The sequence below is a fragment of the Streptomyces sp. WG5 genome (genome assembly GCF_049974565.1).
GTDB lineage: Bacteria > Actinomycetota > Actinomycetes > Streptomycetales > Streptomycetaceae > Streptomyces.
In genome coordinates this window covers 11,345-34,816 of the sequence record NZ_JBNGGC010000010.1, presented here as the reverse complement: position 1 = coordinate 34,816, position 23,472 = coordinate 11,345, and the positions used below count along the sequence as shown (strand labels likewise).

20 protein-coding genes are annotated in these 23,472 nt (G+C 72.2%); 12 read left to right on the top strand and 8 right to left on the bottom strand.

All coding sequences use genetic code 11. The annotated features are described in order from the left end of the window. Positions 1-268: 268 nt before the first annotated feature. Complete coding sequence (gene msrA, locus ACP4IX_RS12375; protein WP_426526515.1) at positions 269-781, top strand: peptide-methionine (S)-S-oxide reductase MsrA; 513 nt, start codon at positions 269-271, stop codon at positions 779-781. Between the two features lie 49 nt (positions 782-830). On the opposite strand, the gene ACP4IX_RS12370 is transcribed toward msrA, so the two are convergent. Further along, entirely contained in the window at positions 831-1,949 is a 1,119-nt protein-coding gene (locus tag ACP4IX_RS12370) for a hypothetical protein (protein ID WP_426526315.1), read from the bottom strand. A gap of 97 nt (positions 1,950-2,046) precedes the next feature. Between ACP4IX_RS12370 and ACP4IX_RS12365 the strand changes: the two genes are divergently transcribed. Next, positions 2,047-3,201, top strand: a complete 1,155-nt coding sequence (locus tag ACP4IX_RS12365) for a cystathionine gamma-synthase (RefSeq protein WP_426555504.1) — start codon at positions 2,047-2,049, stop codon at positions 3,199-3,201. Between the two features lie 10 nt (positions 3,202-3,211). Here the strand turns inward: ACP4IX_RS12365 and ACP4IX_RS12360 are convergent, their stop codons facing one another. The 3 genes from ACP4IX_RS12360 to ACP4IX_RS12350 all read right to left on the bottom strand — a co-directional run bounded on the left by ACP4IX_RS12360 (position 3,212) and on the right by ACP4IX_RS12350 (position 4,696). After that, complete coding sequence (locus ACP4IX_RS12360; protein WP_426526311.1) at positions 3,212-3,469, bottom strand: hypothetical protein; 258 nt, start codon at positions 3,467-3,469, stop codon at positions 3,212-3,214. 82 nt (positions 3,470-3,551) lie between these two features. Next, complete coding sequence (locus ACP4IX_RS12355; RefSeq protein WP_426526309.1) at positions 3,552-4,079, bottom strand: sigma factor-like helix-turn-helix DNA-binding protein; 528 nt, start codon at positions 4,077-4,079, stop codon at positions 3,552-3,554. A gap of 110 nt (positions 4,080-4,189) precedes the next feature. After that, complete coding sequence (locus tag ACP4IX_RS12350; protein ID WP_426526319.1) at positions 4,190-4,696, bottom strand: MarR family winged helix-turn-helix transcriptional regulator; 507 nt, start codon at positions 4,694-4,696, stop codon at positions 4,190-4,192. 166 nt (positions 4,697-4,862) lie between these two features. On the opposite strand from ACP4IX_RS12350, the gene ilvA reads away from it, so the two are divergent. From ilvA to ACP4IX_RS12335, 3 genes are all read left to right on the top strand, one after another. After that, complete coding sequence (gene ilvA, locus ACP4IX_RS12345) at positions 4,863-6,092, top strand: threonine ammonia-lyase (protein WP_426526307.1); 1,230 nt, start codon at positions 4,863-4,865, stop codon at positions 6,090-6,092. Between the two features lie 334 nt (positions 6,093-6,426). Next, entirely contained in the window at positions 6,427-7,434 is a 1,008-nt protein-coding gene (locus ACP4IX_RS12340; RefSeq protein ID WP_426526305.1) for an ATP-binding cassette domain-containing protein, read from the top strand. Continuing rightward, entirely contained in the window at positions 7,431-8,291 is an 861-nt protein-coding gene (locus tag ACP4IX_RS12335; RefSeq protein ID WP_426526303.1) for an ABC transporter permease, read from the top strand. Before ACP4IX_RS12340 ends, ACP4IX_RS12335 begins: the two co-directional genes overlap by 4 nt. Before the next feature lie 97 nt (positions 8,292-8,388). On the opposite strand, the gene greA is transcribed toward ACP4IX_RS12335, so the two are convergent. Next, entirely contained in the window at positions 8,389-8,886 is a 498-nt protein-coding gene (gene greA / locus ACP4IX_RS12330) for a transcription elongation factor GreA (protein WP_055418146.1), read from the bottom strand. A gap of 181 nt (positions 8,887-9,067) precedes the next feature. Further along, a complete protein-coding gene (locus tag ACP4IX_RS12325) occupies positions 9,068-9,466 on the bottom strand; it encodes a DUF4307 domain-containing protein (RefSeq protein WP_426526300.1) in 399 nt (132 codons plus the stop codon). A 203-nt stretch (positions 9,467-9,669) separates the two neighbouring features. Between ACP4IX_RS12325 and mca the strand changes: the two genes are divergently transcribed. Beyond that, positions 9,670-10,530, top strand: coding sequence for a mycothiol conjugate amidase Mca (mca, locus tag ACP4IX_RS12320; RefSeq protein ID WP_426526317.1), 861 nt, complete (start codon positions 9,670-9,672; stop codon positions 10,528-10,530). Beyond that, positions 10,523-10,759: a hypothetical protein gene (locus ACP4IX_RS12315; RefSeq protein ID WP_398134934.1), complete on the top strand. Its 237-nt coding sequence runs from the start codon at positions 10,523-10,525 to the stop codon at positions 10,757-10,759. Before mca ends, ACP4IX_RS12315 begins: the two co-directional genes overlap by 8 nt. A gap of 138 nt (positions 10,760-10,897) precedes the next feature. Here ACP4IX_RS12315 and ACP4IX_RS12310 read toward each other — a convergent pair whose 3' ends face one another. Further along, positions 10,898-14,152: a tetratricopeptide repeat protein gene (locus ACP4IX_RS12310; protein WP_426526298.1), complete on the bottom strand. Its 3,255-nt coding sequence runs from the start codon at positions 14,150-14,152 to the stop codon at positions 10,898-10,900. Between the two features lie 199 nt (positions 14,153-14,351). Between ACP4IX_RS12310 and ACP4IX_RS12305 the strand changes: the two genes are divergently transcribed. The 5 genes from ACP4IX_RS12305 to ACP4IX_RS12285 all read left to right on the top strand — a co-directional run bounded on the left by ACP4IX_RS12305 (position 14,352) and on the right by ACP4IX_RS12285 (position 23,102). Continuing rightward, on the top strand, positions 14,352-16,385 hold the full coding sequence (locus ACP4IX_RS12305) for a thioredoxin domain-containing protein (RefSeq protein ID WP_426555503.1): 2,034 nt from the start codon (positions 14,352-14,354) through the stop codon (positions 16,383-16,385). Between the two features lie 216 nt (positions 16,386-16,601). After that, positions 16,602-17,864, top strand: a complete 1,263-nt coding sequence (locus ACP4IX_RS12300) for a glycosyltransferase (RefSeq protein ID WP_426526294.1) — start codon at positions 16,602-16,604, stop codon at positions 17,862-17,864. Next, positions 17,861-19,510, top strand: coding sequence for an ArnT family glycosyltransferase (locus tag ACP4IX_RS12295; protein WP_426526292.1), 1,650 nt, complete (start codon positions 17,861-17,863; stop codon positions 19,508-19,510). The genes ACP4IX_RS12300 and ACP4IX_RS12295 overlap by 4 nt, the downstream gene beginning before the upstream one ends. Then, on the top strand, positions 19,507-20,694 hold the full coding sequence (locus ACP4IX_RS12290) for a glycosyltransferase (protein WP_426555502.1): 1,188 nt from the start codon (positions 19,507-19,509) through the stop codon (positions 20,692-20,694). Before ACP4IX_RS12295 ends, ACP4IX_RS12290 begins: the two co-directional genes overlap by 4 nt. Then, a complete protein-coding gene (locus ACP4IX_RS12285; protein WP_426555501.1) occupies positions 20,691-23,102 on the top strand; it encodes a galactose oxidase-like domain-containing protein in 2,412 nt (803 codons plus the stop codon). Before ACP4IX_RS12290 ends, ACP4IX_RS12285 begins: the two co-directional genes overlap by 4 nt. Here ACP4IX_RS12285 and ACP4IX_RS12280 read toward each other — a convergent pair. Beyond that, complete coding sequence (locus tag ACP4IX_RS12280) at positions 23,089-23,424, bottom strand: hypothetical protein (RefSeq protein ID WP_426555500.1); 336 nt, start codon at positions 23,422-23,424, stop codon at positions 23,089-23,091. The two genes, ACP4IX_RS12285 and ACP4IX_RS12280, sit on opposite strands and share 14 nt — an antisense overlap. Positions 23,425-23,472 lie beyond the last annotated feature (48 nt).

Below are 23,472 nucleotides of genomic sequence, written 5' to 3'. Positions count from 1 at the left end.
AGCTCCGGGGATCCCCACCGGTGCGAGCTGTGGACGCCGCGCTCGACGGCCGAAGCGGCACGTCCGGTCGGGTCACCCGTCGAGCAGGTTCCGAACGGCCGCGGGGGGCGAGGAACCCGCGACCCTTGTTCCGGCGGCGACGAGGTTCGTCCTGGAGCGACGGAATGGCTCGGGACCCGCGCACGTTGCAGGGAACGGGCAGTGAATGTCGGCGGTGTGCGCGCCGAGCAGCCCGAATGACCTGGCTGAGAGATATGGGAGGGCCGTGATGGCCGCGCAGACGCAGAGGGCCGTACTGGCGGGCGGATGCTTCTGGGGGATGGAGGAGCTGATCCGCCGGCTCCCGGGTGTGACGGCGACCCGGGTCGGATACACCGGGGGAGACGTGCCGAACGCGACGTACCGGGACCACGGCACGCACGCGGAGGCCATCGAGATCCTCTTCGACCCCGAGGAGACCGACTTCCGCGCGATCCTGGAGTTCTTCTTCCAGATCCACGACCCGAGCACCAAGAACCGCCAGGGCAACGACATCGGCCTCAGCTACCGCTCCGCGATCTACTACGTGGACGACGAGCAGAAGCGGATCGCCGAGGACACGATCGCGGACGTGGACGCCTCCGGGCTGTGGCCGGGCAAGGTCGTCACCGAGGTGGAGCCGGTCGGCCCCTTCTGGGAGGCCGAGCCCGAGCACCAGGACTACCTGCAGCGCTACCCGGAGGGCTACACCTGCCACTTCCCGCGCCCGGGATGGCGACTGCCCGCCCGCACCGAGGGCTGACCGCCGGCGGCCCGGCGGGAATCCCGCCGGGCCGCCGGGCGGAGGGCCGTCAGCGCGGCAGCGTCGCCGGGCTGCCGCCGTTCGCCTCGTACCCCGCCACGGCCAGGGCGCGGTAGACGGCGAACTCCGCCGCCGGGTCGGTGGACAGGGTCCAGGGCAGGGCGCCGACGTGGCCGTCGATGAGTATCAGCTGGTTCATGGCCTCGGCCCAGCGCTCGCCGCGGACCAGGAAGAAGACCAGCAGGTGGCGGACGTGCGCCTGCATCGGGTCGTCGGGGCGGGCCGAGTGGACCGCGTGCAGGGCGCCGTGCACCGCCTTGGTGACGACCTCGCTCTGGTAGAAACCGCTGACCAGGTTGACCTCGGGCAGGTGCTCGAAGACCGCGAAGAGCGGCATCGCCGCGAGGAGGGAACCCTGCGGGGCGCGGGCCGCCGCCGCCTCCGCGAAGGAGTACGCCAGGTCGCGGGAGCCGTGCCACTTCTCGCACCAGTAGTGCAGGGCCGCCAGGTGCGCGCCCATGTGGTTCGGGGCGCGGTCGAGGATCTTCAGCCAGAGCTGTTCGAAGTCCTCACGCGGGTAGCCGAGACCGCGGGCGACCGAGAGCTCGACGATGTACGGGACCGGGTCACCGGGGGCGAGCAGCGCCGCCTCCGCGCAGGCCGCCTTCGCCTCCTCCATGATGATCCGGAAGTCGTCCGTGCCCGGCGTCGCCGTCCGCCACGCCTGCTGCACCAGGAACTCCGCGTGCACGGCCGCGCCGCCCGCGTCCTTGGGCGCCTCCGCCCGCCACACCCGCAGCCACTGCCCGCCCGGCGCTTCCCCGACACCGCCGGGCCGCTGCGCCAGCTCCAGCGACGCGGCGCCCGCGAAGGCCTGCACGCGCTGCCAGCGCCGCTCGCCCGCCGCCTCCGTGCCGGCCAGGAGCTGCTGGGCCCCCCGGTAGTCCTGCGTGCGCTGCACCAGGTCGAGGACGTCCAGCAGGTCCTGGTCGGGGCCGGGCATGCGGATGTCCAGCTCCTCCTCACGGGCGAAGCCGTAGTGCGCGGGGTCCGCCGCGTCCGGGTGGCCGGCGGGTACCAGGCCGACCGCGCTCCGTCGGCGCCGCAGAACGGGGAGCAGCACGAAGGCCAGCATGACCAGTGCTATCAGGACCCAGAGAATCTCCATGTCTCAAGCGAACCAGACGGCGCCGACAATTGGCCAACCTGTGCCGTGGTCCTGTGGAAAACGCGCGGAGTCGTCCGCGCCGCTACCCTCGGTGCTCATGAGCGACAGGCACATCAGTCAGCACTTCGAGACGCTCGCGATTCACGCGGGCAACACCGCCGACCCCCTGACGGGCGCGGTGGTCCCGCCGATCTACCAGGTGTCGACGTACAAGCAGGACGGCGTCGGCGGACTGCGCGGCGGCTACGAGTACAGCCGCAGCGCCAACCCGACCCGTACCGCCCTGGAGGAGAACCTCGCCGCCCTGGAGGGCGGCCGTCGCGGCCTCGCGTTCGCGTCCGGACTGGCGGCCGAGGACTGCCTGTTGCGTACGCTGCTGAGCCCCGGCGATCACGTGGTGATCCCCAACGACGCGTACGGCGGCACCTTCCGGCTCTTCGCCAGGGTCGCCACCCGGTGGGGCGTGGAGTGGTCCGTGGCCGACACCAGCGACCCCGCCGCCGTGCGGGCCGCGCTGACGCCGAAGACCAAGGCCGTGTGGGTGGAGACGCCCTCCAACCCGCTGCTCGGCATCACCGACATCGCCGCCGTCGCCCAGGTCGCCCGGGACGCCGGCGCCCGGCTCGTCGTCGACAACACCTTCGCCACGCCGTACCTCCAGCAGCCGCTGGCGCTCGGCGCCGACGTCGTCGTGCACTCCCTGACCAAGTACATGGGCGGTCACTCGGACGTCGTCGGCGGCGCGCTGATCGTGAACGACCAGGAGCTGGGGGAGGAGCTGGCGTTCCACCAGAACGCGATGGGCGCGGTCGCCGGGCCCTTCGACTCCTGGCTGGTGCTGCGCGGCACCAAGACGCTCGCCGTGCGCATGGACCGGCACAGCGAGAACGCCGGCAAGGTCGCCGAGATGCTCTCCCGGCACGCGCGCGTGACGGGCGTGCTGTACCCGGGCCTGCCGGAGCACCCGGGGCACGAGGTCGCCGCCAAGCAGATGAAGGCCTTCGGCGGCATGGTGTCGTTCCGCGTCGCGGGCGGCGAGGAGGCCGCCGTCGAGGTCTGCAACCGCGCGAAGGTGTTCACGCTCGGTGAGTCCCTGGGCGGCGTCGAGTCGCTGATCGAGCACCCCGGCCGGATGACGCACGCCTCCGCCGCCGGTTCGGCCCTGGAGGTGCCCGCCGACCTGGTGCGTCTGTCGGTCGGCATCGAGAACGTCGACGACCTGCTCGCGGACCTCCAGCAGGCCCTCGGCTAGTCCGACGGGCTCACCAGCCCTCCCAGCCCGTCACGGGTGGGGTCGTCTCCGACGGCGGCTCCACCCAGGGCTGGACGGTCACCGCCCACACCGTGAACGCCACGGCCGCGGCGCACAGCACCAGCCACATCAGGCGGCGGGCGGCGGTCCTGCGCCGCAGCATGCGACCGCCGCGGCGCACCGCGTCCGCGTACATCCCGGGCGGCACCCGGGGCGCCGACTGCTCCATGATCCGCCGTACGGCGGCCTCCCGCTGGGGGCGGTTCACCGGCGTCCTCCGGTGCGCCACGCGCGCGCGCCGGCCGCCGCGCCGGCCGCCGCGCGGGTCGTCGCGCCGGCCGTCGCGCCCGTCATGGCGTCGCCGCCTTCGTCTTCGCCGCCTTTGCCTTCGCAGCCGCCGCCGGGCCGGCCGACCCCGAGGGCGGGTGCAGGAGGGTGGCCGCCGCCCGGTCGCAGATCGTCCGTACGCGTTCCACGGGCAGGCCCAGCAGGGCGGCGGCCTGTTCCTCGGCGACCCCCTCGTACAGCCTGAGCACCAGGATCAGGCGTTCCTGCGGGGCGAGCCCGCCCAGGGTGCCGACGGGGCGCCGGCGGGCCCGGCCGAGGCCGCCGCCGTACCGGTGCCAGGCCTCACGGGCGAAGCGGGTGGCCAGGTACTGCCGGGCACGGTCGTACGGGTCCTCCCCGCGCAGCCGGTCCCAGTACGCGTACGTGTGGGCGAGGGACAGGCCCAGCAGGCGCCGCGCGCGCGGGTTGTCGCCCGCCGGTTCGGCGGTGAGCAGGGTGGCGGCATGCAGCAGCCGGCCTGCCGCGCCCGCGACGAACGCCTCGAACTCCCGGTCCCGGCGGGCACTCTGGGACGCTTGCCGTTCTCGCACCGCGCCTCCCGACCGGACGGCGACGACCCTGAGGTCTCATATCAGGCCAGGGGCGGCCCGCCGGTCAAGAGTGCGGTGCGAACCGCCCGGGAAAGCCGGTGGAAGGCGGCTCAGGAGGCCGACGGCGACTCCGGCCCCGCCGCGCCCGGCGGGGCCATACGGGCGGACAGGGCCCCGTTGAAGCGCGTGAGGAGCGTGCAGAACGCCTCGCGCTCCTCCGGTGCCCAGTCGTGGGTCAGTTCGGCCATGAGCTGACGCCGGGAGGACCGGACCTCCTCCAGCCGAGACTCGCCGCGCGGGGAGAGCTGGAGCACGACCGCGCGGCCGTCCTCGGGGTGCGAGGTCCGCTTGACGAGTCCGGTGTCGACGAGCGGGGCCACCTGCCGGGTGACCGTCGAGGAATCGATGCCCATGCTCGCGGCGAGCGCCTTCACGCCCATCGGGCCCTCTTTGTCGAGGCGGTTGAGGAGCAGGTAGGCGGCGCGGTCCATGGAGTTGCGCACCTGCCCGACACCTCCGAGCCGGGTCTGTTCGGCACGACGGGCGAAGAGCGCCACCTCGTGCTGGAGCGTCTCGAGAAGACCGGTGTCACCGGCAGTCGTCATGTCCATCGACATTTCAGGTGCTGTGGGCATGGCCGGGGGCTCACTTCGTGGAGGGCTGCTGATTGGGGGACAGGGTACGCGGCCGGGCGGCGGGGCGTGCCGGCGCTGCGCAAAGCGGGCGGGTCTCGGAGGCTGGTCACAACGGCCCCCGGCGCCCGCGAACTGCGATGCTGGAGACATGAGCTACAGCACGGCCGCCCTTGTCGGACCCGTCACTCTCGACGACGTGCGCGGAGCCCAGAAGATGCTCTCGGGTGTGGCGCGGGTGACGGCGATGGAGGGCAGCAGGCACCTGTCCCAGCTGGTCGGCGCGCCGGTGCACCTCAAGTGCGAGAATCTCCAGCGGACGGGTTCGTTCAAGCTGCGCGGCGCCTACGTCCGTATCGCCGGGCTGCTGCCCGAGCAGCGGGCCGCCGGTGTGGTCGCGGCCAGCGCGGGCAACCACGCCCAGGGCGTGGCGCTGGCGTCGTCGCTGCTCGGGGTGCGTTCGACGGTGTTCATGCCCAAGGGCGCCCCGCTGCCCAAGATCAGCGCGACCCGCGACTACGGCGCGGAGGTGCGGCTGCACGGCCAGGTGGTCGACGAGACGCTGGCCGCTGCGCAGGAGTACGCGGAGCGGACGGGCGCGGTGTTCATCCACCCCTTCGACCACCCCGACATCATCGCGGGGCAGGGCACGGTCGGGCTGGAGATCCTGGAGCAGTGCCCCGAGGTGCGGACCGTCGTGGTCGGCATCGGCGGGGGAGGGCTGGTGGCGGGGATCGCGGTCGCGGTGAAGGCGCTGCGGCCGGACGTGCGCATCGTGGGCGTGCAGGCCGAGGGCGCGGCGGCGTACCCGCCCTCGCTGGCCGCCGGCCGCCCGGTGGCCGTGGAGAATCCGTCGACGATGGCCGACGGCATCAAGGTGGGACGGCCCGGTGACGTGCCGTTCGGGATCGTCGGCGACCTGGTGGACGAGGTCCGCACGGTCTCCGAGGACGAGCTGTCCACCGCGCTGCTGCTGTGCCTGGAGCGGGCCAAGCTGGTCGTCGAGCCGGCCGGGGCGAGTCCGGTGGCGGCGCTGCTGAGCGAGCCGGGCGCCTTCGCGGGGCCGGTGGTGGCGGTGCTGTCCGGCGGCAACGTGGACCCGGTGCTGATGCAGGGCGTGCTGCGGCACGGCATGGCCGCGCAGGGCCGCTACCTGGCGGTCCGGCTGCGTCTGACGGACCGGCCCGGCGCCCTCGCCACACTGCTCGGGGTGCTGTCGGTGGTGGACGCCAACGTCCTCGACGTGAGCCACGTCCGGACCGATCCACGGCTCGGGCTCACGGAGGCCGAGGTCGAGCTGCACCTGGAGACGAAGGGTCCGGAGCACTGTGCCGAGGTCGGCCGGGCGCTGCGGGAGGCGGGGTACCCCGTCATCGGCTGAGCGGCGTCCCGCGCGGACCGCCGTCCCGCTGGCCGCCGCTGGTCGACCGCCGTCCGGTCGACCGCCGTCCGGCTCACCGCCGCCGTCTGACCGGCACCAGCTGACCGTTGCCGTCTGACCGGCATCACCTGACCGTTGCCGGCCGGCTGTCGGCACCTGGCCCGCCATCGCCCGGGTCAGGTGCTGGCCCGTCATCGTCGGGGTCACTCGTCCGTGTCACCGCATTGTGCAACGCGATACATCGCGTTACTGTGTGTCTCGAATCGCTCGCTGAGCGGAGTGAAACGTACAAACCTAGGCTTTCCGAAGTATCCCCGAAGACGTGGAGACTCATATGCCAGGCGCCATCTATGCCGAAGGCCTGGTGAAAACCTTCGGTGACGTAAGGGCTCTGGACGGCGTCGACCTCGACGTTCCCGAGGGCACGGTCCTGGGCCTGCTCGGGCCGAACGGCGCGGGCAAGACGACCGCCGTCCGCTGCCTCACGACCCTGCTGCGCCCCGACAGCGGCAGAGCGGTCGTCGCGGGCATCGACGTGCTCAGGCAGCCCAACGAGGTGCGGCGGTCGATCGGCCTCTCCGGCCAGTTCGCCGCCGTCGACGAATACCTGACCGGCCGGGAGAACCTCCAGATGGTCGGCCAGCTCTACCAGATGAGGGCCAGGGCCGCGAAGGCCCGGGCCGGCGAGCTGCTCGAACAGTTCCACCTCGCGGACGCCGCCGACCGCCCGACGAAGACCTACTCGGGAGGCATGCGCCGCCGGCTCGACCTGGCGGCCGCCCTGGTCGTCTCCCCGCCCGTCATGTTCATGGACGAACCGACGACCGGCCTCGACCCACGCAACCGGCAGGAGCTGTGGGGGGTCATCAAACAGCTGGTCGCCGGCGGCACCACCCTGCTGCTGACCACGCAGTACCTGGAGGAGGCCGACCACCTCGCGCACGACATCGCCGTCGTCGACCACGGCCGCGTCATCGCCCGAGGCAGCTCCGACCAGCTCAAGGCCCGCACCGGTGGAGAACGCGTCGAGGTCGTGGTCCACGAACGCGACCACATGACGGAGGCCGCCGAGGTGCTCGCCGGGTTCGGCAAGGGCCCGACCGCCGTGGAGGAACACACCCGCAAGCTCATCGTCCCCGTCACCGGCGGCGCGAAGCTGCTCGCCGAGGTCATCCGCGAACTCGACACCCGCGGCATCGAGATCGACGACATCGGCCTGCGCCGCCCCACTCTCGACGACGTCTTCCTCTCCCTCACCGGCCGCATGGCCGAGGCCGAGGTGGAGGCGGACGGCCGGGCGGCGGGCGCCGGTCACCAGCAGGAGAAGGAGGAGGCCAAGTGAGCGCAGGCACCGATGCCACGCGGGTCGCGGCGGCGCCCGCCAACCCCGTGGGCCAGTCCCTCCGCGATTCCCTGGTCATCGCCCGCAGGAACCTGATCCGGATGACCAGGATCCCCGAGATGGTCCTGTTCGGGGTCATTCAGCCGGTGATGTTCGTGGTCCTCTTCACCTACGTCTTCGGTGGCTCGATGAAGATCGGGAACACCACGGATCCGGACGTCTACAAGGACTTCCTGATGGCGGGCATCTTCGCGCAGACCGTCACGTTCGCCACCGCGGGATCGGCGGCCGGTATCGCCGACGACATGCAGAAGGGACTCGTCGACCGGTTCCGTTCCCTGCCGATGGCCCGCGGTGCGGTGCTGACCGGCCGTACCGTCGCCGATCTCGCGCAGACGGCCGTCACGCTGCTCGTCCTCGCGATCGTCGCGCTGATCGTGGGCTGGCGCACCGGCTCCGCGGAACCGACCGGCACCGGGAAGATCCTGGCCGGCTTCGCCCTGCTCCTCCTCCTGGGATACGCCTTCACCTGGATCGGTGCGCTGATCGGCCTTTCCGTACGCACCCCGGAGGCGGCGACCTCCGGCGGGATCATCTGGCTGTTCCCGGTGACGTTCGTCTCGAACGCCTTCGTGGACTCCAGCCAGATGACCCCGTGGCTCCGGCACATCGCCGAGTGGAACCCGTTCAGCGCCACGGTGCAGGCCTGTCGCGAGCTGTTCGGCAACCCGGGAGTCGTGCAGTCCGACGCCTGGCCCATGCAGCATCCCGTCTGGGCCTCGCTGATCTGGTCCGTCCTGATCATCGTGGTCTTCCGGACCCTGGCGGTGCGCAAGTACCGCTCGGCCGCCACATGACGACGCGGCCCCCGGCGTCACCGGAATTCACCGGGACGCCGGGGGCTCGTCGGCAGCAGACGGCCGGGTGCACCACCGGCCGGGGGAGGGAACCTGATCAGCCGTTGTAGGGCTCGGCCTTGAGGATCTTCACGGAAGCCGGCTTGCCGTTGGGCAGCTCGTACTGCGCGTCCTCGCCGACCTTGTGGCCCATGACGCCCGAGCCCAGCGGGGACTGCGGAGAGTACGTCTCGATGTCCGAGCTCGCGTACTCGCGCGAGGCGAGCAGGAAGGTCAGCGTGTCGTCCTCGTCACCGTCGAAGGCGATCGTGACCACCATGCCGGGCGCCACCGCGCCGTCCGCGGCCGGAGCCTCACCGACCTTGGCACTCTCGAGCAGCTGGGTCAGCTGGCGCACGCGAAGCTCCTGCTTGCCCTGCTCCTCCTTCGCCGCGTGGTACCCGCCGTTCTCGCGCAGGTCCCCCTCCTCACGGGCCGCGGCGATCTTGGCAGAGATCTCGGTGCGCGCAGGACCAGTAAGGTATTCAAGCTCCTCCTTGAGCTTGTTGTACGCCTCCTGGGTCAGCCAGGTGACGTTCTCGCTGGTCTGGGTCACGGGTGCTCCTCGTTGGTACTGGGAATACAAATCAACGCCCTACCCAGAAGGATGTTCCTTCACGGAAGGGCGAAACCACGAGCCTAACAATTCAGTGGCCAAAGGGGGAGGACATAAGCCACCAGATTCCTGTCCCCGCAGGTCAGCACGGACGTTTTCGCGCCGGCGGGGCTCCGCGACGTCAGTCGGCGTGGCAGCCGAGCAGCTCGGCCGTCGTCCCCGCGGCCTTCGTGCGCAGGGTGACGACCTCGTCGATGCGCGTGGAGTCGCCGTCGAAGCGGAAGTCCGCCCGGCCCACCTCGTCGCCGTCCTCCGCCTGGGAGCGCACCGTGCAGTAGCCGACGGCACCGGCGTCCTTGCGGACCTCCAGGTGCACCTGCACCGAGTCCTCGGCGAGTTCGAACCCGATCAACTCGCCGCTGATCTTGTTCTGGCCGACGTAGTGGTAGCCGAACCAGCCGATCACCGCGAGCAGGACGGCGCCGAGCACCGCGCCGACGATCTTGAGCGTGCGGTCGGCCCGTTCGTCCGACGAGCGGCCGTACCGGCTCTCGGGCGTCTGCGTGCTCGCCGTACTCATGATCGTCCTCCCGGCAGGAGCCGGTCTTCCCGGGCTCCGGAATTATTCGCCCCCCGATTCGGTCACTATAGAAGCCTCCCACCCGTCACCCGACCGCCGCCCCTCGACGACGCCCCTGCGGGGCGGCACCTATTGGATTGCGCCGATGCACACAGGGCGCCGACCGACTTGAGGATTGAGTCTTGACTGACCAGTTGCGACTGATGGCCGTCCACGCCCACCCCGACGACGAGTCGAGCAAGGGCGCGGCCACCATGGCGAAGTACGTGTCCGAGGGGGTGGACGTGCTGGTGGTGACCTGCACGGGCGGGGAACGCGGTTCCATCCTCAACCCGAAGCTCCAGGGCGACGCGTACATCGAGGAGAACATCCACGAGGTGCGCAAGAAGGAGATGGACGAGGCCCGGGAGATCCTGGGCGTCGGGCAGGAGTGGCTCGGCTTCGTCGACTCCGGCCTGCCCGAGGGCGACCCGCTGCCCCCGCTGCCCGAGGGCTGCTTCGCCCTGGAGGACGTCGACAAGGCGGCCGGCGAGCTGGTGCGGAAGATCCGCTCCTTCCGCCCCCAGGTGATCACCACCTACGACGAGAACGGCGGGTACCCGCACCCCGACCACATCATGACCCACAAGATCACGATGGTGGCCTTCGAGGGCGCGGCCGACACCGAGAAGTACCCGGAGGCCGAGTACGGAGCGGCGTACCAGCCGCTGAAGGTGTACTACAACCAGGGCTTCAACCGCCCCCGCACCGAGGCGCTGCACAACGCGCTGCTGGAGCGCGGCCTGGAGTCGCCCTACGAGGACTGGCTCAAGCGCTGGTCGGAGTTCGAGCGCAAGGAGCGCGTCCTCACCACGCACGTGCCCTGCGCCGACTTCTTCGAGATCCGCGACAAGGCGCTGATCGCCCACGCCACGCAGATCGACCCCGACGGCGGCTGGTTCCGCGTTCCGATGGACGTCCAGAAGGAGGTCTGGCCCACCGAGGAGTACGAGCTCGCCAAGTCCCTCGTGGACACCTCCCTCCCCGAGGACGACCTCTTCGCGGGCATCCGGGACAATGCCTGACATGAGTGCAAGCGCAAGCCTGGCAATGACGCACCTCGTCACTCTCGCCGAGCTCGACGAGGACAAGGTCACCCCCGGTGTCCTCGGGTTCATCGTCTTCGCGGTGATGGCCCTGGCGGTGTGGGGCCTGATGCGGTCCATGAGCCGGCACATGGGCAAGGTCGACTTCAAGGAGGCCCCGGAGCCGGAGGCGGAGGCCTCCGGCCGGGTGGAGCCGCAGAAGGGGTGACGCCGGGCCCTCGGCGCCGGCAGTGGCCCGGGTACGGGGGTGTGCGACCCCGGTGCGGTCGCACGCCCCCACTCTCCGCCGTGCTCGGGGGCGGACCCGCGGGACCCCCACCGCCGGCCCGTGCCGCCCCGCGGTGTCCTACGCCGTAGTCACCGCCACCCCCATGACCTCCCGGGCCTGACGGTCCGGGACCATGCCCAGGCGCCAGGCCTGCCAGCCGGACTCCAGCTGGACGCCCCGTTCCAGGAGCAGCCGGTAGGCCCGCACGTAGTCGTCCAGCTTGGCGTCCCGTGCCGGATGGCGGGCGCGGGACAGCTGGGTCAGTTCCTCCTGGGCCACCGCCGTACCGACCTCCACGCCCCCGGGGGCCGCGTACGGCAGCAGCGTGCAGCGCAGGAAGCGGGCCCAGTCCTCGCCCCGCCGGTCGCCGTACGCCGCGAACAGCGCCGCCGCCTCGTCGCACAGCGCCAGCGCCTGCGGCGTACGGGCGTTGCCCGCGTCGACGACCGCCAGTTCCAGGCAGGTCCACGCCTCGCCGTGGCCGACGCCGATCCGCTGGAAGTCGGCGCGGGCGTCGACCAGGAGCTGCCGGGCGAAGCCGGAGTTCCGCAGCGAGCCCGTCTGGGCGGCACGCTGGTCGCGGGTCACGCGCGCCGAATGGTGCCGGGCGCAGGCCAGGCCGTACGCGTCCCGCATCCGCGAGAACATCGTGCGGGAGCGTTCCAGCGCACGCACCGACTGGTCCAGGGCCCCCGTCTCCTCCAGCGCCTGGCCCAGGTAGTAGAAGCTCCACGCCTTGCCGCGCGCGTCCTCGTTCTCCCGGTGCCGGGCCGCCGCCCGCCGCAGCTCCTCCACCGCCACGGCCACGTCCCCGTCCACCAGCCGGGCCCGCGCCAGCTGGGTCAGCGCCCAGGCCTCGCCACGGGCGTCCTGGGTACGGCCGTACAGCTCCAGGGCGGTGCGCAGGTCCGTCTCCGCACGCGGTACGTCGCCCATGCGCAGGTGCAGCTGGCCGAGCTGGAAGTGAGCCCACGCCTGGCCGTGCACGGACTCGCCCGCGCGGTGCAGCACCAGTGACTCGGTGAGCAGCTCCAGGGCCTCCGCCAGCCGGGCCCGGTCCCGCTGCACCGCCGCCAGCGCGTGCAGCGTCCACGCCCGGTCCGTGGCCAGCTCCGGCGGGGCCTGGAGGTCCAGCGCCTCCCGCAGCTTCGACGCCGCCTCCGTCAGATTGCCCTGGTGGTGCAGTGTGATGCCCAGCGAGCACAGGGCACGGGCCGCCCCCGCGTCGTGGTGGGCCTCCCTGTACAGGTCGACGACGGAGGTGAGCGTCGTCCGCGCCTTGTCCAGCTCGCCCAGCTGCCGGGCCGCGATACCGGTACGCCACTGCACGGAGCGCGCCAGCAGCCCCTGGTCCACGGACTGCGCCAGCTCGCTGATCTCACCCAGCCGGTACAGGTCGCCGCGCAGCAGGCAGTAGTCGCACAGCGCGCCCAGCAGGTTCAGCACCGCGCCCTGGTCGACGCCCTCCGCGTGTCTGAGCGTCGCCGTGATGAAGCTCGACTCGTCGTCCAGCCAGCGCAGCGCCTCGTCCAGGGAGGTGAAGCCGTACTGCCCGAAGCGGTCCGAGCGGGTCGACATGTTGCCGTCGACCAGGCGCAGCACCGAGTCGGCCAGCTCGGCGTAGTTCGCGATCAGCCGTTCCTGCGCCGCCGTCCGCTCGCCCGGATCCTCCTCGTCGGCGAGCCGGGACCGGGCGAAGGCACGCACCACGTCGTGCAGCCGGTAGCGGCTGCCCCGGACGTGGTCGAGCAGACCCGCCCGCGACAGGGCCGCCAACTGCCGCGCCGCCTCGGTCTCGTCCGTGGCCAGCAGCGCGGCCGCGGCCGGGGCGCCCAGCGAGGTGCGGCCCGCGAGCGCCAGCCGGCGCAGCAGCCGCCGGGCCGGCTCCGGCTGGTCGGTGTAGCGCAGCCACAGCGCCCGTTCGACGGGGTCCACCGGCCCGTACGCGGCCAGGTCGGTCGCCAGGGTGCGCGGCGAGCGCGGGCCCAGCGACGACCCCGCGATGCGCAGCGCCAGCGGCAGCCCGCCGCACAGCTGCCGGATCCGGTCGGCGGACTCGGCGTCGTACGGCCCCGACGCGTCCTGCGCGGCGGCGCCGAGCAGCTCCTCCGCGCCCGCCGCGTCCAGCGCCTCGACCGGCAGGTCGTACACCCGCGCGGGCAGGTCGGCCGGCAGTTCCAGCGGTTTCCGCGCGGTGATCAGCACCAGGCTGTCCGACCGCTCCGGCAGCAGCGCGCGCACCTGGTCGGCGTCCGCGGCGTCGTCCAGTACGACGGTGACGGGCACGTCCGCCAGATGCTGGCGGTACAGCTCGCTGAGCCGCTTGACCTGCTGGTCCGCCGAGGACCGCTCGCGGAACAGCAACTGCTCGCGGGGCGCCCCGAGCCGGTTCAGCAGATGCAGCAGGGCTTCCCGGGTACTCAGCGGAGCCTCGCCGCCCGACGCGGGGCCGCCCTCGCGCGCACCGGTACCGTCCCCGTGCGCACCGGCACCGTCCCCGCGCAGGTCGACCACGCACGCCCCGCGGAAGTAGTCCCGCAGCTCGTGGGCGGCCCGGACCGCGAGCGTCGTACGGCCGCTGCCGGGCGCCCCGTGCAGCACCACCACCGTCGGCTTCGTCTCCGTGCTCGCGCGGGCCGCCTGCACCCACTGCCGCAGCCGTGCCATCTCCTGCCGCCGGCCCGTGAAGGTGCCCGCCGGCTCGGGGAGCTGCGCGAACGACTGCTCCAGGGCGCTGCGCCCCCGGGCCGCGGCGCTCTTGTCGGCGCCCCGCAGCTTCGGCCCGGTCGCCGCCTTCTTCGGCCCGGTGGACGCGGCGAGCATCCGCTGCTGGTCCAGGAACGGCCGGATGCCGCGCACCTCCAGCGCCGTCAGCCACTGCAACCGCAGCTGCTCGGGCCCGCCGGGCTGGCTCACCGCCCCGGCCCGGTGATGGGCGGCCGGCACATGGGAGCCGGCCACCTTCACCACGGTCGCCGCGGCGCCGACGACCCCGACGGTCACTCCCGCCTGCACGGCCGTACCCGCGCCGGTGCCGAGCGCCATGTCGGCCACCACCGCGGCGACCGCCGCCACGACCGCCACCAGCAGGGGAGTGCCGGCGCCCTCCCGGGCGTAGCGCTGCCGGAAGGTGAGCTGTCCGGCCGCCGCCTCGTCGAGGGCGCGGGTGTAGGCCTCGTACTCCTCGGCGGCCGTCCCGGCCATCGCGTCCAGCGACCCGCGCGCCCGGGACAGCAGCACGTTCCCGTCCGTGCGCCCGCCCGAACGCCGTACCTCCTCCTCCACGGCCCGCCTCAGTAACCGCTCGGCCTCCGACCGATGACTGTCCCGCATGTCGCGCCCCCTCCGGCGGCATCGGTGTCGCCCGGGTGTCCCCCCGACCTCGCTGGGACTCCCCCGGCCCTCCCCGGGTCCTTCCCCGGTTGTCCGCCGGTCAAGTGTCCTGCGGCGGGGAGACCCTGGGGAGGGGTCGGCGAGCGCTGAGACGGTGTGCCGTCCGGGGACGCGCGGGTACTGGGGCAGGATGGACACCATGCCGAACCGACTGGCGCACGAGACGTCCCCCTATCTCCTTCAGCACGCCGACAACCCCGTCGACTGGTGGCCCTGGTCGGACGAGGCCTTCGAGGAGGCACGGCGGCGGGACGTGCCGGTGCTGCTCAGCGTCGGCTACAGCAGCTGCCACTGGTGCCACGTGATGGCGCACGAGTCGTTCGAGGACGGGCCCACGGCCGAGTTCCTGAACTCGCACTTCGTGAGCGTCAAGGTCGACCGCGAGGAGCGCCCCGACGTCGACGCCGTCTACATGGAGGCCGTGCAGGCGGCGACCGGGCAGGGCGGCTGGCCCATGACCGTGTTCCTGACGCCGGACGCGGAGCCCTTCTACTTCGGCACCTACTACCCGCCCGAGCCCCGGCACGGCATGCCGTCCTTCCGCCAGGTGCTCCAGGGCGTCCACCAGGCGTGGGCGGAGCGGCGGGACGAGGTCACCGAGGTCGCGGGGAAGATCGTGCGGGACCTCGCCGGGCGGGAGATCTCCTACGGGGACGCGCGGCCGCCCGGGGAGGCGGAGCTCGGACAGGCGCTGCTCGGGCTCACCCGGGAGTACGACCCGCAGCGCGGCGGGTTCGGCGGGGCGCCGAAGTTCCCGCCGTCGATGGTGATCGAGTTCCTGCTGCGCCACCACGCCCGCACCGGCGCCGACGGCGCGCTGGAGATGGCGCGCGACACCTGCGAGCGGATGGCCCGCGGCGGCATCTACGACCAGCTGGGCGGCGGCTTCGCCCGCTACTCCGTCGACCGCGAGTGGGTCGTGCCGCACTTCGAGAAGATGCTCTACGACAACGCCCTGCTGTGCCGCGTCTACGCCCACCTGTGGCGTTCCACCGGCTCGGACCTCGCCCGCCGGGTCGCGCTGGAGACGGCGGACTTCATGGTGCGCGAACTGCGCACCGCGGAGGGCGGCTTCGCCTCCGCGCTGGACGCGGACAGTGACGACGGCATGGGGAAGCACGTCGAGGGCGCGTACTACGTGTGGACGCCCGCGCAGCTCACCGAGGTCCTCGGGGCCGACGACGCGGCACTCGCCGCCCAGTACTTCGGGGTGACCGAGGAGGGCACCTTCGAGCACGGTTCCTCCGTGCTGCAGCTCCCGCAGCAGGAAGGCGTGTGGGACGCCGAGCGGATCGCCTCGGTCAGGGAACGGCTGCTGGCCGCCCGCGACGGGCGTCCCGCCCCGGGCCGGGACGACAAGGTGGTCGCCGCCTGGAACGGGCTCGCGATCGCCGCGCTCGCCGAGACGGGAGCCTACTTCGAGCGCCCCGACCTGGTGGAGGCCGCCGTCGCCGCCGCCGACCTGCTCGTGCGGCTGCACCTCGACGAGCAGGCCCGGCTCTTCCGCACCAGCAAGGACGGCCGGGCGGGCGCCCACGCCGGGGTGCTGGAGGACTACGCCGACGTGGCGGAGGGCTTCCTCGCGCTCGCGTCGGTCACCGGGGAGGGTGTCTGGCTGGACTTCGCCGGGCTGCTCCTCGACCACGTCCTCACCCGCTTCACCGACGACTCCGGCTCCCTCTACGACACCGCGGCCGACGCCGAGCGGCTGATCCGCCGCCCGCAGGACCCCACCGACAACGCCACCCCGTCCGGCTGGACCGCCGCCGCGAGCGCCCTGCTGTCCTACGCCGCCCACACCGGCTCCGCGCCGCACCGCACCGCCGCCGAGCACGCGCTCGGCGTGGTGAAGGCGCTCGGCCCGCGGGTTCCGCGTTTCGTCGGCTGGGGGCTGGCCGCCGCCGAGGCGCTGCTCGACGGGCCGCGCGAAGTCGCCGTCGTCGGGCCCGCGCCGGGTGACAGCGCCACGCAGGGCCTGCACCGTACGGCGCTCCTCGGGACGGCGCCCGGTGCGGTCGTCGCCGTCGGCGCCGAGGGGAGCGACGAGTTCCCCCTGCTCGCCGGCCGGCCGCTGGTGGACGGGGCACCGGCCGCGTACGTCTGCCGGAACTTCACCTGCGACGCGCCGGCCACCGACCCGGAACGTCTGCGGACCGCGCTGCGTACCGCCTGAACAGCTGGAACGGCAGAACCGCACGTATTCGGAAGGTGATCGGCGGGCGAACCGCTCAGACCCGGTCCTCGTCGTGAGGAAACATGCTCTTCACTCAAACACCTTATGGGTTTCACAGGTTACCCCTAGTCTCTTCACCGTGACTCGGCGGAGCGGGCGCCCCGTGCGGGCGCTCCGCCGCGTCAGGGGGAGTTCGGAGATCTGGGGGGATCTTTCTTGCTTACGTCCGTCTTCATCGCTGCCGTTTCACTGGCGCTCTTCTGGATGGCGGCGTTCACGCTGTGGTGGCAGATGCACGCCTGGCGTACGCCGGAGGTACTCGCCTCGACCCGGTTCAGCCGGCCCGACGGCGACGAGCACGTCTCGTTCTCGCTGCTCGTGCCCGCGCGGCACGAGCAGGCCGTGCTCGACCACACCATCCAGCGGCTGCTGACCTCCTCGCACACCGACTTCGAGATCATCGTGATCGTCGGACACGACGATCCGGAGACCACCGCGGTCGCCGAACGGGCCGCCGGCCGCGATCCGCGGGTGCGGGTCGTCGTCGACACCCACGAGAAGAAGAACAAGCCGAGGGCGATGAACACGGCGCTGCCGCACTGCCGCGGTGACGTCGTCGGGGTCTTCGACGCCGAGGACCAGGTCCATCCCGAACTGCTTGCCCACGTCGACCACGCCTTCCGCACCACCGGCGCCGACGTCGTGCAGGGCGGCGTCCAGCTGATCAACTTCCACTCCAGCTGGTACAGCCTGCGCAACTGCCTGGAGTACTTCTTCTGGTTCCGCTCCCGGCTGCACCTGCACGCGCAGAAGGGGTTCATCCCGCTCGGCGGCAACACCGTCTTCGTGCGCACCGACGTGCTGCGGGCGGCCGGCGGCTGGGACCCGGACTGCCTGGCGGAGGACTGCGACCTCGGCGTCCGGCTCTCCAGCACCGGCAAGAAGGTCGTCGTCGCCTACGACTCCGACATGGTCACCCGGGAGGAGACGCCGGGCACGCTGGTGTCCCTGCTGAAGCAGCGCACCCGCTGGAACCAGGGCTTCCTCCAGGTGTACCGGAAGAGGGACTGGACCCAGCTGCCCACCTTCAGCCAGCGGCTGCTGGCCCGCTACACCCTGATGACGCCCTTCCTGCAGGCCTTCACCGGCGTGATCATCCCGCTCAACGCGGCCGTCGCGCTCTTCCTCGACGTGCCCGTCGGCATCGCCTTCGTCACCTTCCTGCCGGCCGTCACCGCGCTGGTCACCTTCGTCTTCGAGGTCGTCGGCCTGCACGACTTCGGCAAGCAGTACGGCCTGCGGATCCGCTTCACGCACTACCTGAAGCTGATCGCCGGCGGCCCCTTCTACCAGGTCCTCCTCGCCGGGGCCGCCGTCCGCGCCGTATGGCGTGAGCAGCGCGGCCGCAACGACTGGGAGCTGACCAGCCACGTGGGCGCCCACCTCGCACCCGCGGACCGAGAGGACGTTCCCGCGTGACCTCCACCCTTCCCGCGGCGGCCGGCACCACGGTCCCCGCGCAGCGGCAGCCTGCCCACGACACCGGCCCGGCCACCGGCCCGCAGGCACCACCGGGCCGCCTGCGCTCCTCGCGCCCCGACCTGCTGCTGTGCGGCACGCTGCTCGTGGCGATCATGCTCGTGCAGGGCTGGAACATCTCCGACTACCCGACCCTCAGCGACGACGAGGGCACCTACCTCGCCCAGGCCTGGGCCGTCCAGCAGGGCGAGGGCCTCGCCCACTACACCTACTGGTACGACCACCCGCCGCTCGGCTGGATCCAGATAGCCGTGCTGACCTGGATACCCGCGCTGGTCAGCCCCGAGTCGATGACCGTCGGCGCCATGCGCGGCGTGATGCTGATCGTCTCCGCCGTCTCCGCCGTCCTCGTCTACGTCATCGCCCGCCGGCTGTCCCTGCCGCGCTGGGCGGCCGGACTCGCCATGGCCCTCTTCGGGCTCTCCCCGCTGTCGGTGGTGCTCCAGCGGGAGATCTTCCTCGACAACCTGGCGGTGATGTGGACCCTGCTGGCGTTCGCGCTCGCCGCCTCCCCGAGCCGTCACCTGTGGCACCACTTCGGCGCGGGCATCGCCGCCGCCACGGCCGTGCTCACCAAGGAGACGATGCTCCTCGTCCTGCCCGCCGTGCTGGTCACCATGTGGCGGCACAGCCACCGGGACACCCGCAAGTTCGCGGTGACCGGCGCCGTCACGGCCTGCGCGCTGATCGGCTTCTCCTATCCCCTGTTCGCCCTGCTCAAGGGCGAGCTGCTGCCGGGCGGCGGGCACGTCTCGCTGTGGGAGGGCGTCGAGTACCAGCTGACCCGGCCCGGCTCCGGCTTCATCCTCGACGAGGGCTCCGGCTCGTGGGGCGTCCTCCAGTCCTGGCTGTACTACGACCGGGTCCTGCCGCTCGGCGGCCTCGCCGGGGCGCTGCTCCTGCTGGCCACCTGGCGCTGGTCGGTCACCGCGCGGGCGCTGGCCGGACCGGCCCTGACGGTGGGGATCCTCGCCGTCCTCGCCCTGCGTCCGAGCGGCTACCTGCCCGCGATGTACGTCATCCAGGCCCTGCCCTTCCTCGCCCTGGTGCTGGCCGGCGGCGCCGCGAGCGTCGCCCACGCCGTGCTGCGCAGGTGGCGCACGGAGGCCGAGAAACGGGGGGTCACCCTCGGCCGGTACGCGCTCGCCGGCGTCCTGGTGCTCGCCGCCGGCGCCTACGTCGTGCCCCGCTGGTACGACGGCGACCGCACCGCCGTCACCGCCGACGCCAACGCCCCCTACGAGGCCGCCGCCGACTGGCTGGCGAGCGAGGTGCCCGACCCGGAGGACACCCGCGTCCTCGTCGACGACGCGCTCTGGCTGGACCTGGTGCACGCCGGGTACGAGCCCGGGCTCGGCGTCATCTGGTTCTACAAGGCGGATCTCGACCCGGCGGTGACGAAGACCATGCCGGGCGGCTGGCGCGACATCGACTACGTGGTCGCCTCTCCGACGGTGCGGCGCGACGCGGTCGACCTGCCCAACGTCAAGGCGGCCATGAACCACTCGGCTCCGGTAGCCGTCTTCGGCACCGGTGCGGACCGTATCGAGATCCGCCGTGTCCAGCCCTCCGGAGCCGCCCGATGAGCCACGAGTCGACCGTCCCCGACGAGCTGGGACATCCGGCCGTACACGCCTCGGAGGTGCCCGAGCCGGGCGCCGTCACCATCGTCGTACCGACCTTCAACGAGTCGGCGAACGTACGGCGGCTGCTGCGGCTGATCACCGAGTCCGTGCCGGCCCGGCTGCCCTGCGAGGTCGTCTTCGTGGACGACTCCACCGACGACACCCCGGACGTCATCCGCGCGGTGGCCCGGGACTGCCCCTTCCCGGTCACCGTCCTGCACCGCGAGGAGCCGGCCGGCGGGCTCGGAGGCGCGGTCGTCGAGGGCATGAAGGCGGCCGGCTCGGACTGGATCGTCGTCATGGACGGCGACTGCCAGCACCCGCCGTCCCTGGTGCCGGAGCTGGTCGCCACCGGCGAGCGGGCGAACGCCGGACTCGTCGTCGCCTCCCGCTACGTCAAGGGCGGCAGCCGTGCCGGGCTCGCGGACAGCTACCGGATCGCCGTCTCGCGCGCGGCGACCTGGCTGACCAAGGCGCTCTTCCCGCGCCGCCTGCACGGCGTCAGCGACCCGATGAGCGGCTTCTTCGCCATCCGCCGCAGCGAGGTCACCGCCGACGTGCTGAGGCCCCTCGGCTACAAGATCCTCCTCGAACTCGCCGTCCGCAGCCGCCCGCAGACGGTCACCGAGGTGCCGTTCGTCTTCGAGGAGCGGTTCGCGGGGGAGTCCAAGTCCACGGCGCGGGAGGGGCTGCGCTTCCTGCGGCACCTGGCCGGGCTGCGCACCGCCTCGCCGCTGGCCCGCATGGTCGTCTTCGGGCTGATCGGGCTGAGCGGCTTCGTGCCGAACCTGGCCGCGCTGTGGGCGCTCACCGAGGCGGGCGTGCACTACCTGCCCGCCGAGATCGCCGCCAACCAGTTCGGCGTGGCCTGGAACTTCCTGCTGCTGGAGCGGCTGCTCTTCCGCGACCGGCGCAGGCACCGGCACTGGGCCGACCGGACGCTGCGGTTCGCGCTGATCGCCAACGCCGACCTGGTGCTGCGCATCCCGCTGATCGCCCTGCTCGTCGGGGAGTTCGGGCTGGCCGTGCTGCCGGCCACCGCCCTGGCCCTCGTCATCACCTTCGTCCTGCGCTTCGCCGGGACCGAAGCGCTCGTGTACCTCCCGCGCCGCCGCAAGGCCGGCACAGCAAGGAGTGAGGCATGAGAAGAAGACCCCGAAGGAGAACCTCCGCCCTCCTGGCGGTGTCCGCCCTCACCGGCGGGCTCCTCCTCACCGCACCGCAGCCCGCGTCGGCCGCCAACCTCATCACGAACCCCGGCTTCGAGACCGCCGGCACCGGCGACATGCCGTACTGCTGGGAGAAGTCCGGCTGGGGCGACAACGACTTCAGCTTCGAGACGGTCGCCGACGCCCACTCCGGCGACAGGGCGATGAAGGTCGAGCTGACCCGCCGGACCGACGGCGACCGCAAGGCCCTGATCACCGAGTCCGCCGAGTGCGCGCCGGTGGTGACGGAGGGCAGGCAGTACGACCTGTCCCTCTGGTACAAGTCGACGACCCCGGACGCCTCCCTCACGCTCTTCCGGCACGACGCCACCGCGGGCTGGCAGTACTGGACCGACCTGAAGACGCTGGACCTGGCGGCCGGCTGGACCGAGGCGAGCGTCCGCACCCCCGAGGTCCCGGCGGGCACCGACCGCATCAGCTGGGGCGTCTCCGTCTACGGCACCGGCTCGGTGACCACCGACGACTACACGATGGAGCAGGTCGCCGTCCCGGTCCCGGACCCGGACTGCACGGGCACCGCCGAGGAGTGCGCCAACGGCCGCTGGGACGTGCTGCCCACCCAGAACCCGGTCCGCTCCATGCACTCCGTCGTGCTCCACAACGGCAAGGTGCTGCTGATCGCGGGCTCCGGCAACGACCCGGAGATGTTCGAGGCGGGCACCTTCACCTCGGCCGTGTACGACCCGCAGACCGGCGACTACAAGACGATCCCGACGCCCAAGGACATGTTCTGCGCCGGGCACGTGCAGCTCAAGGACGGCCGCGTCCTCGTCATGAGCGGCAACCTGGGCTACCCGTCGGCGGACGGCACCATCGGCTACCAGGGCTACAAGGACTCGTACGTCTTCGACCCGGAGACCGAGACCTACACCAAGACCAACGACATGAACGACGGCCACTGGTACCCGTCGGCGACGGTCCTCGGCAACGGAGACGTGATCTCCTTCGGCGGCCTGCGCGAGGACTCCACCGGTTCGGTGACGGCCGAGCTGTGGTCCGACGAGCAGCAGAAGTGGCTGCCGACCTGGCAGGTCAACCAGACCTGGTCGTACTGGGGCCTGTACCCGTCGATGATCCTCATGCAGGACGGCCGCCTCTTCTACTCCGGCAGCCACGTCTTCGGCAACAACATCCCCGGCACCGGCTCGGCGATCTACGACTACGGGGCCAACACGATCACCGAGGTGCCCGGCCTCCAGCGCAAGGACGAGCGGGACCAGTCGATGAGCGTCCTGCTGCCCCCGGCGCAGGACCAGAAGGTGCTGACCGTCGGCGGAGGCAACATCGACTCCAACCCGGACGCCAACCGCCTCACCGACATCATCGACCTCAAGCAGCCCGACCCCGCGTACGTCGCCGGGCCGCCGCTCCCGCAGGGCACCGTCGACCTGGGCGACGGACCGGTCCCGCAGACCGGCGACCAGGGCAAGATGTACGTCTCCACCGTCCTGCTGCCCGACGGCACGGTGCTGGAGACCGGTGGCGCGCTGCACAACCGGGCCGACCCGGTGTTCGAGACGTCGATCTTCGACCCGGAGACGGAGACCTTCGACCCGGTCGCCACCGACCCGGAGGCCCGCGGCTACCACTCCTCGGCGTTCCTGCTGCCCGACGGCCGGGTGATGACGACCGGCGACAACCCGGGCAACGGCTCCTGGAACCACGACGTGTCGGTCTACACCCCGCCCTACCTGCTGAAGGGCGAGCGGCCGGCGATCACCTCGGTCATCGACACCGAGTGGAACTACGGCGACACCCAGCGGATCACCGTCGACCGGCCCATCGCCAGGGCCGAGCTGATCCGCCCGGCCGCCGTCACCCACTCCTCCGACCCGAACCAGCGGTTCGTCGACCTGCCGCTGTCCGTCGACGGGAACAACGTCGACCTCAACGTCACCAGCAACCCCAACCTGGCCCCGCCCGGCTGGTACATGCTCTTCGCGGTCGACGCGGGCGGCGTGCCGTCGGTGGCGAAGTGGGTGCACCTCGACGGCCCGCAGGCGCTCAGCACCAAGGACGCCTCCGCGCACGTCCACTCCTTCGCCGACGCCCCGCGGGGCAAGGTGACCGAGGCGGGCAGGAAGCGGGCCGCGCAGCCGGTCGGCCCCACCGTCTCCGGCTGCGACCGGCACTACGGCTCCGCCAACGTCTGCGTGCCGACCGCCTTCCCCGCCGAGGTGAAGGCGACGACGGCGGAGCGCTGCACCTGGCTGAAGGAGCACGACTACGGCCCTCTGAAGGTCAACGGCAAGGACGACCCGCTGCGCCTGGACGCCAACGGGGACGGCACCGCCTGCGGGAAGGGGGACGTCAGGCGCCGCTGAGGATCAGCCCGCCCAGCGTGAGCTGAGCACCCCACTGCAGGGCGACGGCCCCGTACCTGACCGGCCTCCACCGGGTACGGGGCCACGCGAGCGCCAGCACGCCCAGGAGGGCCGCCGCCCAGAAGCAGGCCCACAGCGCCTCGCCCGGCACGGTCGAGCACCGCTCGCCGTACGTCGGACACCGGCCGCCGCGTTCGGAGGCGAACACGGCCAGCCACGCGAGGACGACGGTCGGCAGCAGCAGGACGAGCCCGGCCACGGAGCACCCGGTCACGATGCGGGCGGTGGGCAGCGGCGGGACGGGCGCGGGCGGAGGGGTCATGCCGCCCATCACACCGCGCCGGCCGCCCCGTGTGATCGGTCCGCGTAC

Coding starts and splice junctions, on each gene's coding strand:
- mca (WP_426526317.1), top strand. CDS start 9,670: ATGGCCGTCCACGCCCACCCCGACGACGAGTCGAGCAAGGGCGCGGCC.
- ACP4IX_RS12340 (WP_426526305.1), top strand. CDS start 6,427: ATGCCAGGCGCCATCTATGCCGAAGGCCTGGTGAAAACCTTCGGTGAC.
- ACP4IX_RS12285 (WP_426555501.1), top strand. CDS start 20,691: ATGAGAAGAAGACCCCGAAGGAGAACCTCCGCCCTCCTGGCGGTGTCC.
- ACP4IX_RS12325 (WP_426526300.1), bottom strand. CDS start 9,466: ATGAGTACGGCGAGCACGCAGACGCCCGAGAGCCGGTACGGCCGCTCG.
- ACP4IX_RS12305 (WP_426555503.1), top strand. CDS start 14,352: ATGCCGAACCGACTGGCGCACGAGACGTCCCCCTATCTCCTTCAGCAC.
- ACP4IX_RS12310 (WP_426526298.1), bottom strand. CDS start 14,152: ATGCGGGACAGTCATCGGTCGGAGGCCGAGCGGTTACTGAGGCGGGCC.
- ACP4IX_RS12315 (WP_398134934.1), top strand. CDS start 10,523: ATGCCTGACATGAGTGCAAGCGCAAGCCTGGCAATGACGCACCTCGTC.
- ACP4IX_RS12350 (WP_426526319.1), bottom strand. CDS start 4,696: ATGTCGATGGACATGACGACTGCCGGTGACACCGGTCTTCTCGAGACG.
- ACP4IX_RS12290 (WP_426555502.1), top strand. CDS start 19,507: ATGAGCCACGAGTCGACCGTCCCCGACGAGCTGGGACATCCGGCCGTA.
- ACP4IX_RS12370 (WP_426526315.1), bottom strand. CDS start 1,949: ATGGAGATTCTCTGGGTCCTGATAGCACTGGTCATGCTGGCCTTCGTG.
- msrA (WP_426526515.1), top strand. CDS start 269: ATGGCCGCGCAGACGCAGAGGGCCGTACTGGCGGGCGGATGCTTCTGG.
- ilvA (WP_426526307.1), top strand. CDS start 4,863: ATGAGCTACAGCACGGCCGCCCTTGTCGGACCCGTCACTCTCGACGAC.
- ACP4IX_RS12365 (WP_426555504.1), top strand. CDS start 2,047: ATGAGCGACAGGCACATCAGTCAGCACTTCGAGACGCTCGCGATTCAC.
- ACP4IX_RS12280 (WP_426555500.1), bottom strand. CDS start 23,424: ATGACCCCTCCGCCCGCGCCCGTCCCGCCGCTGCCCACCGCCCGCATC.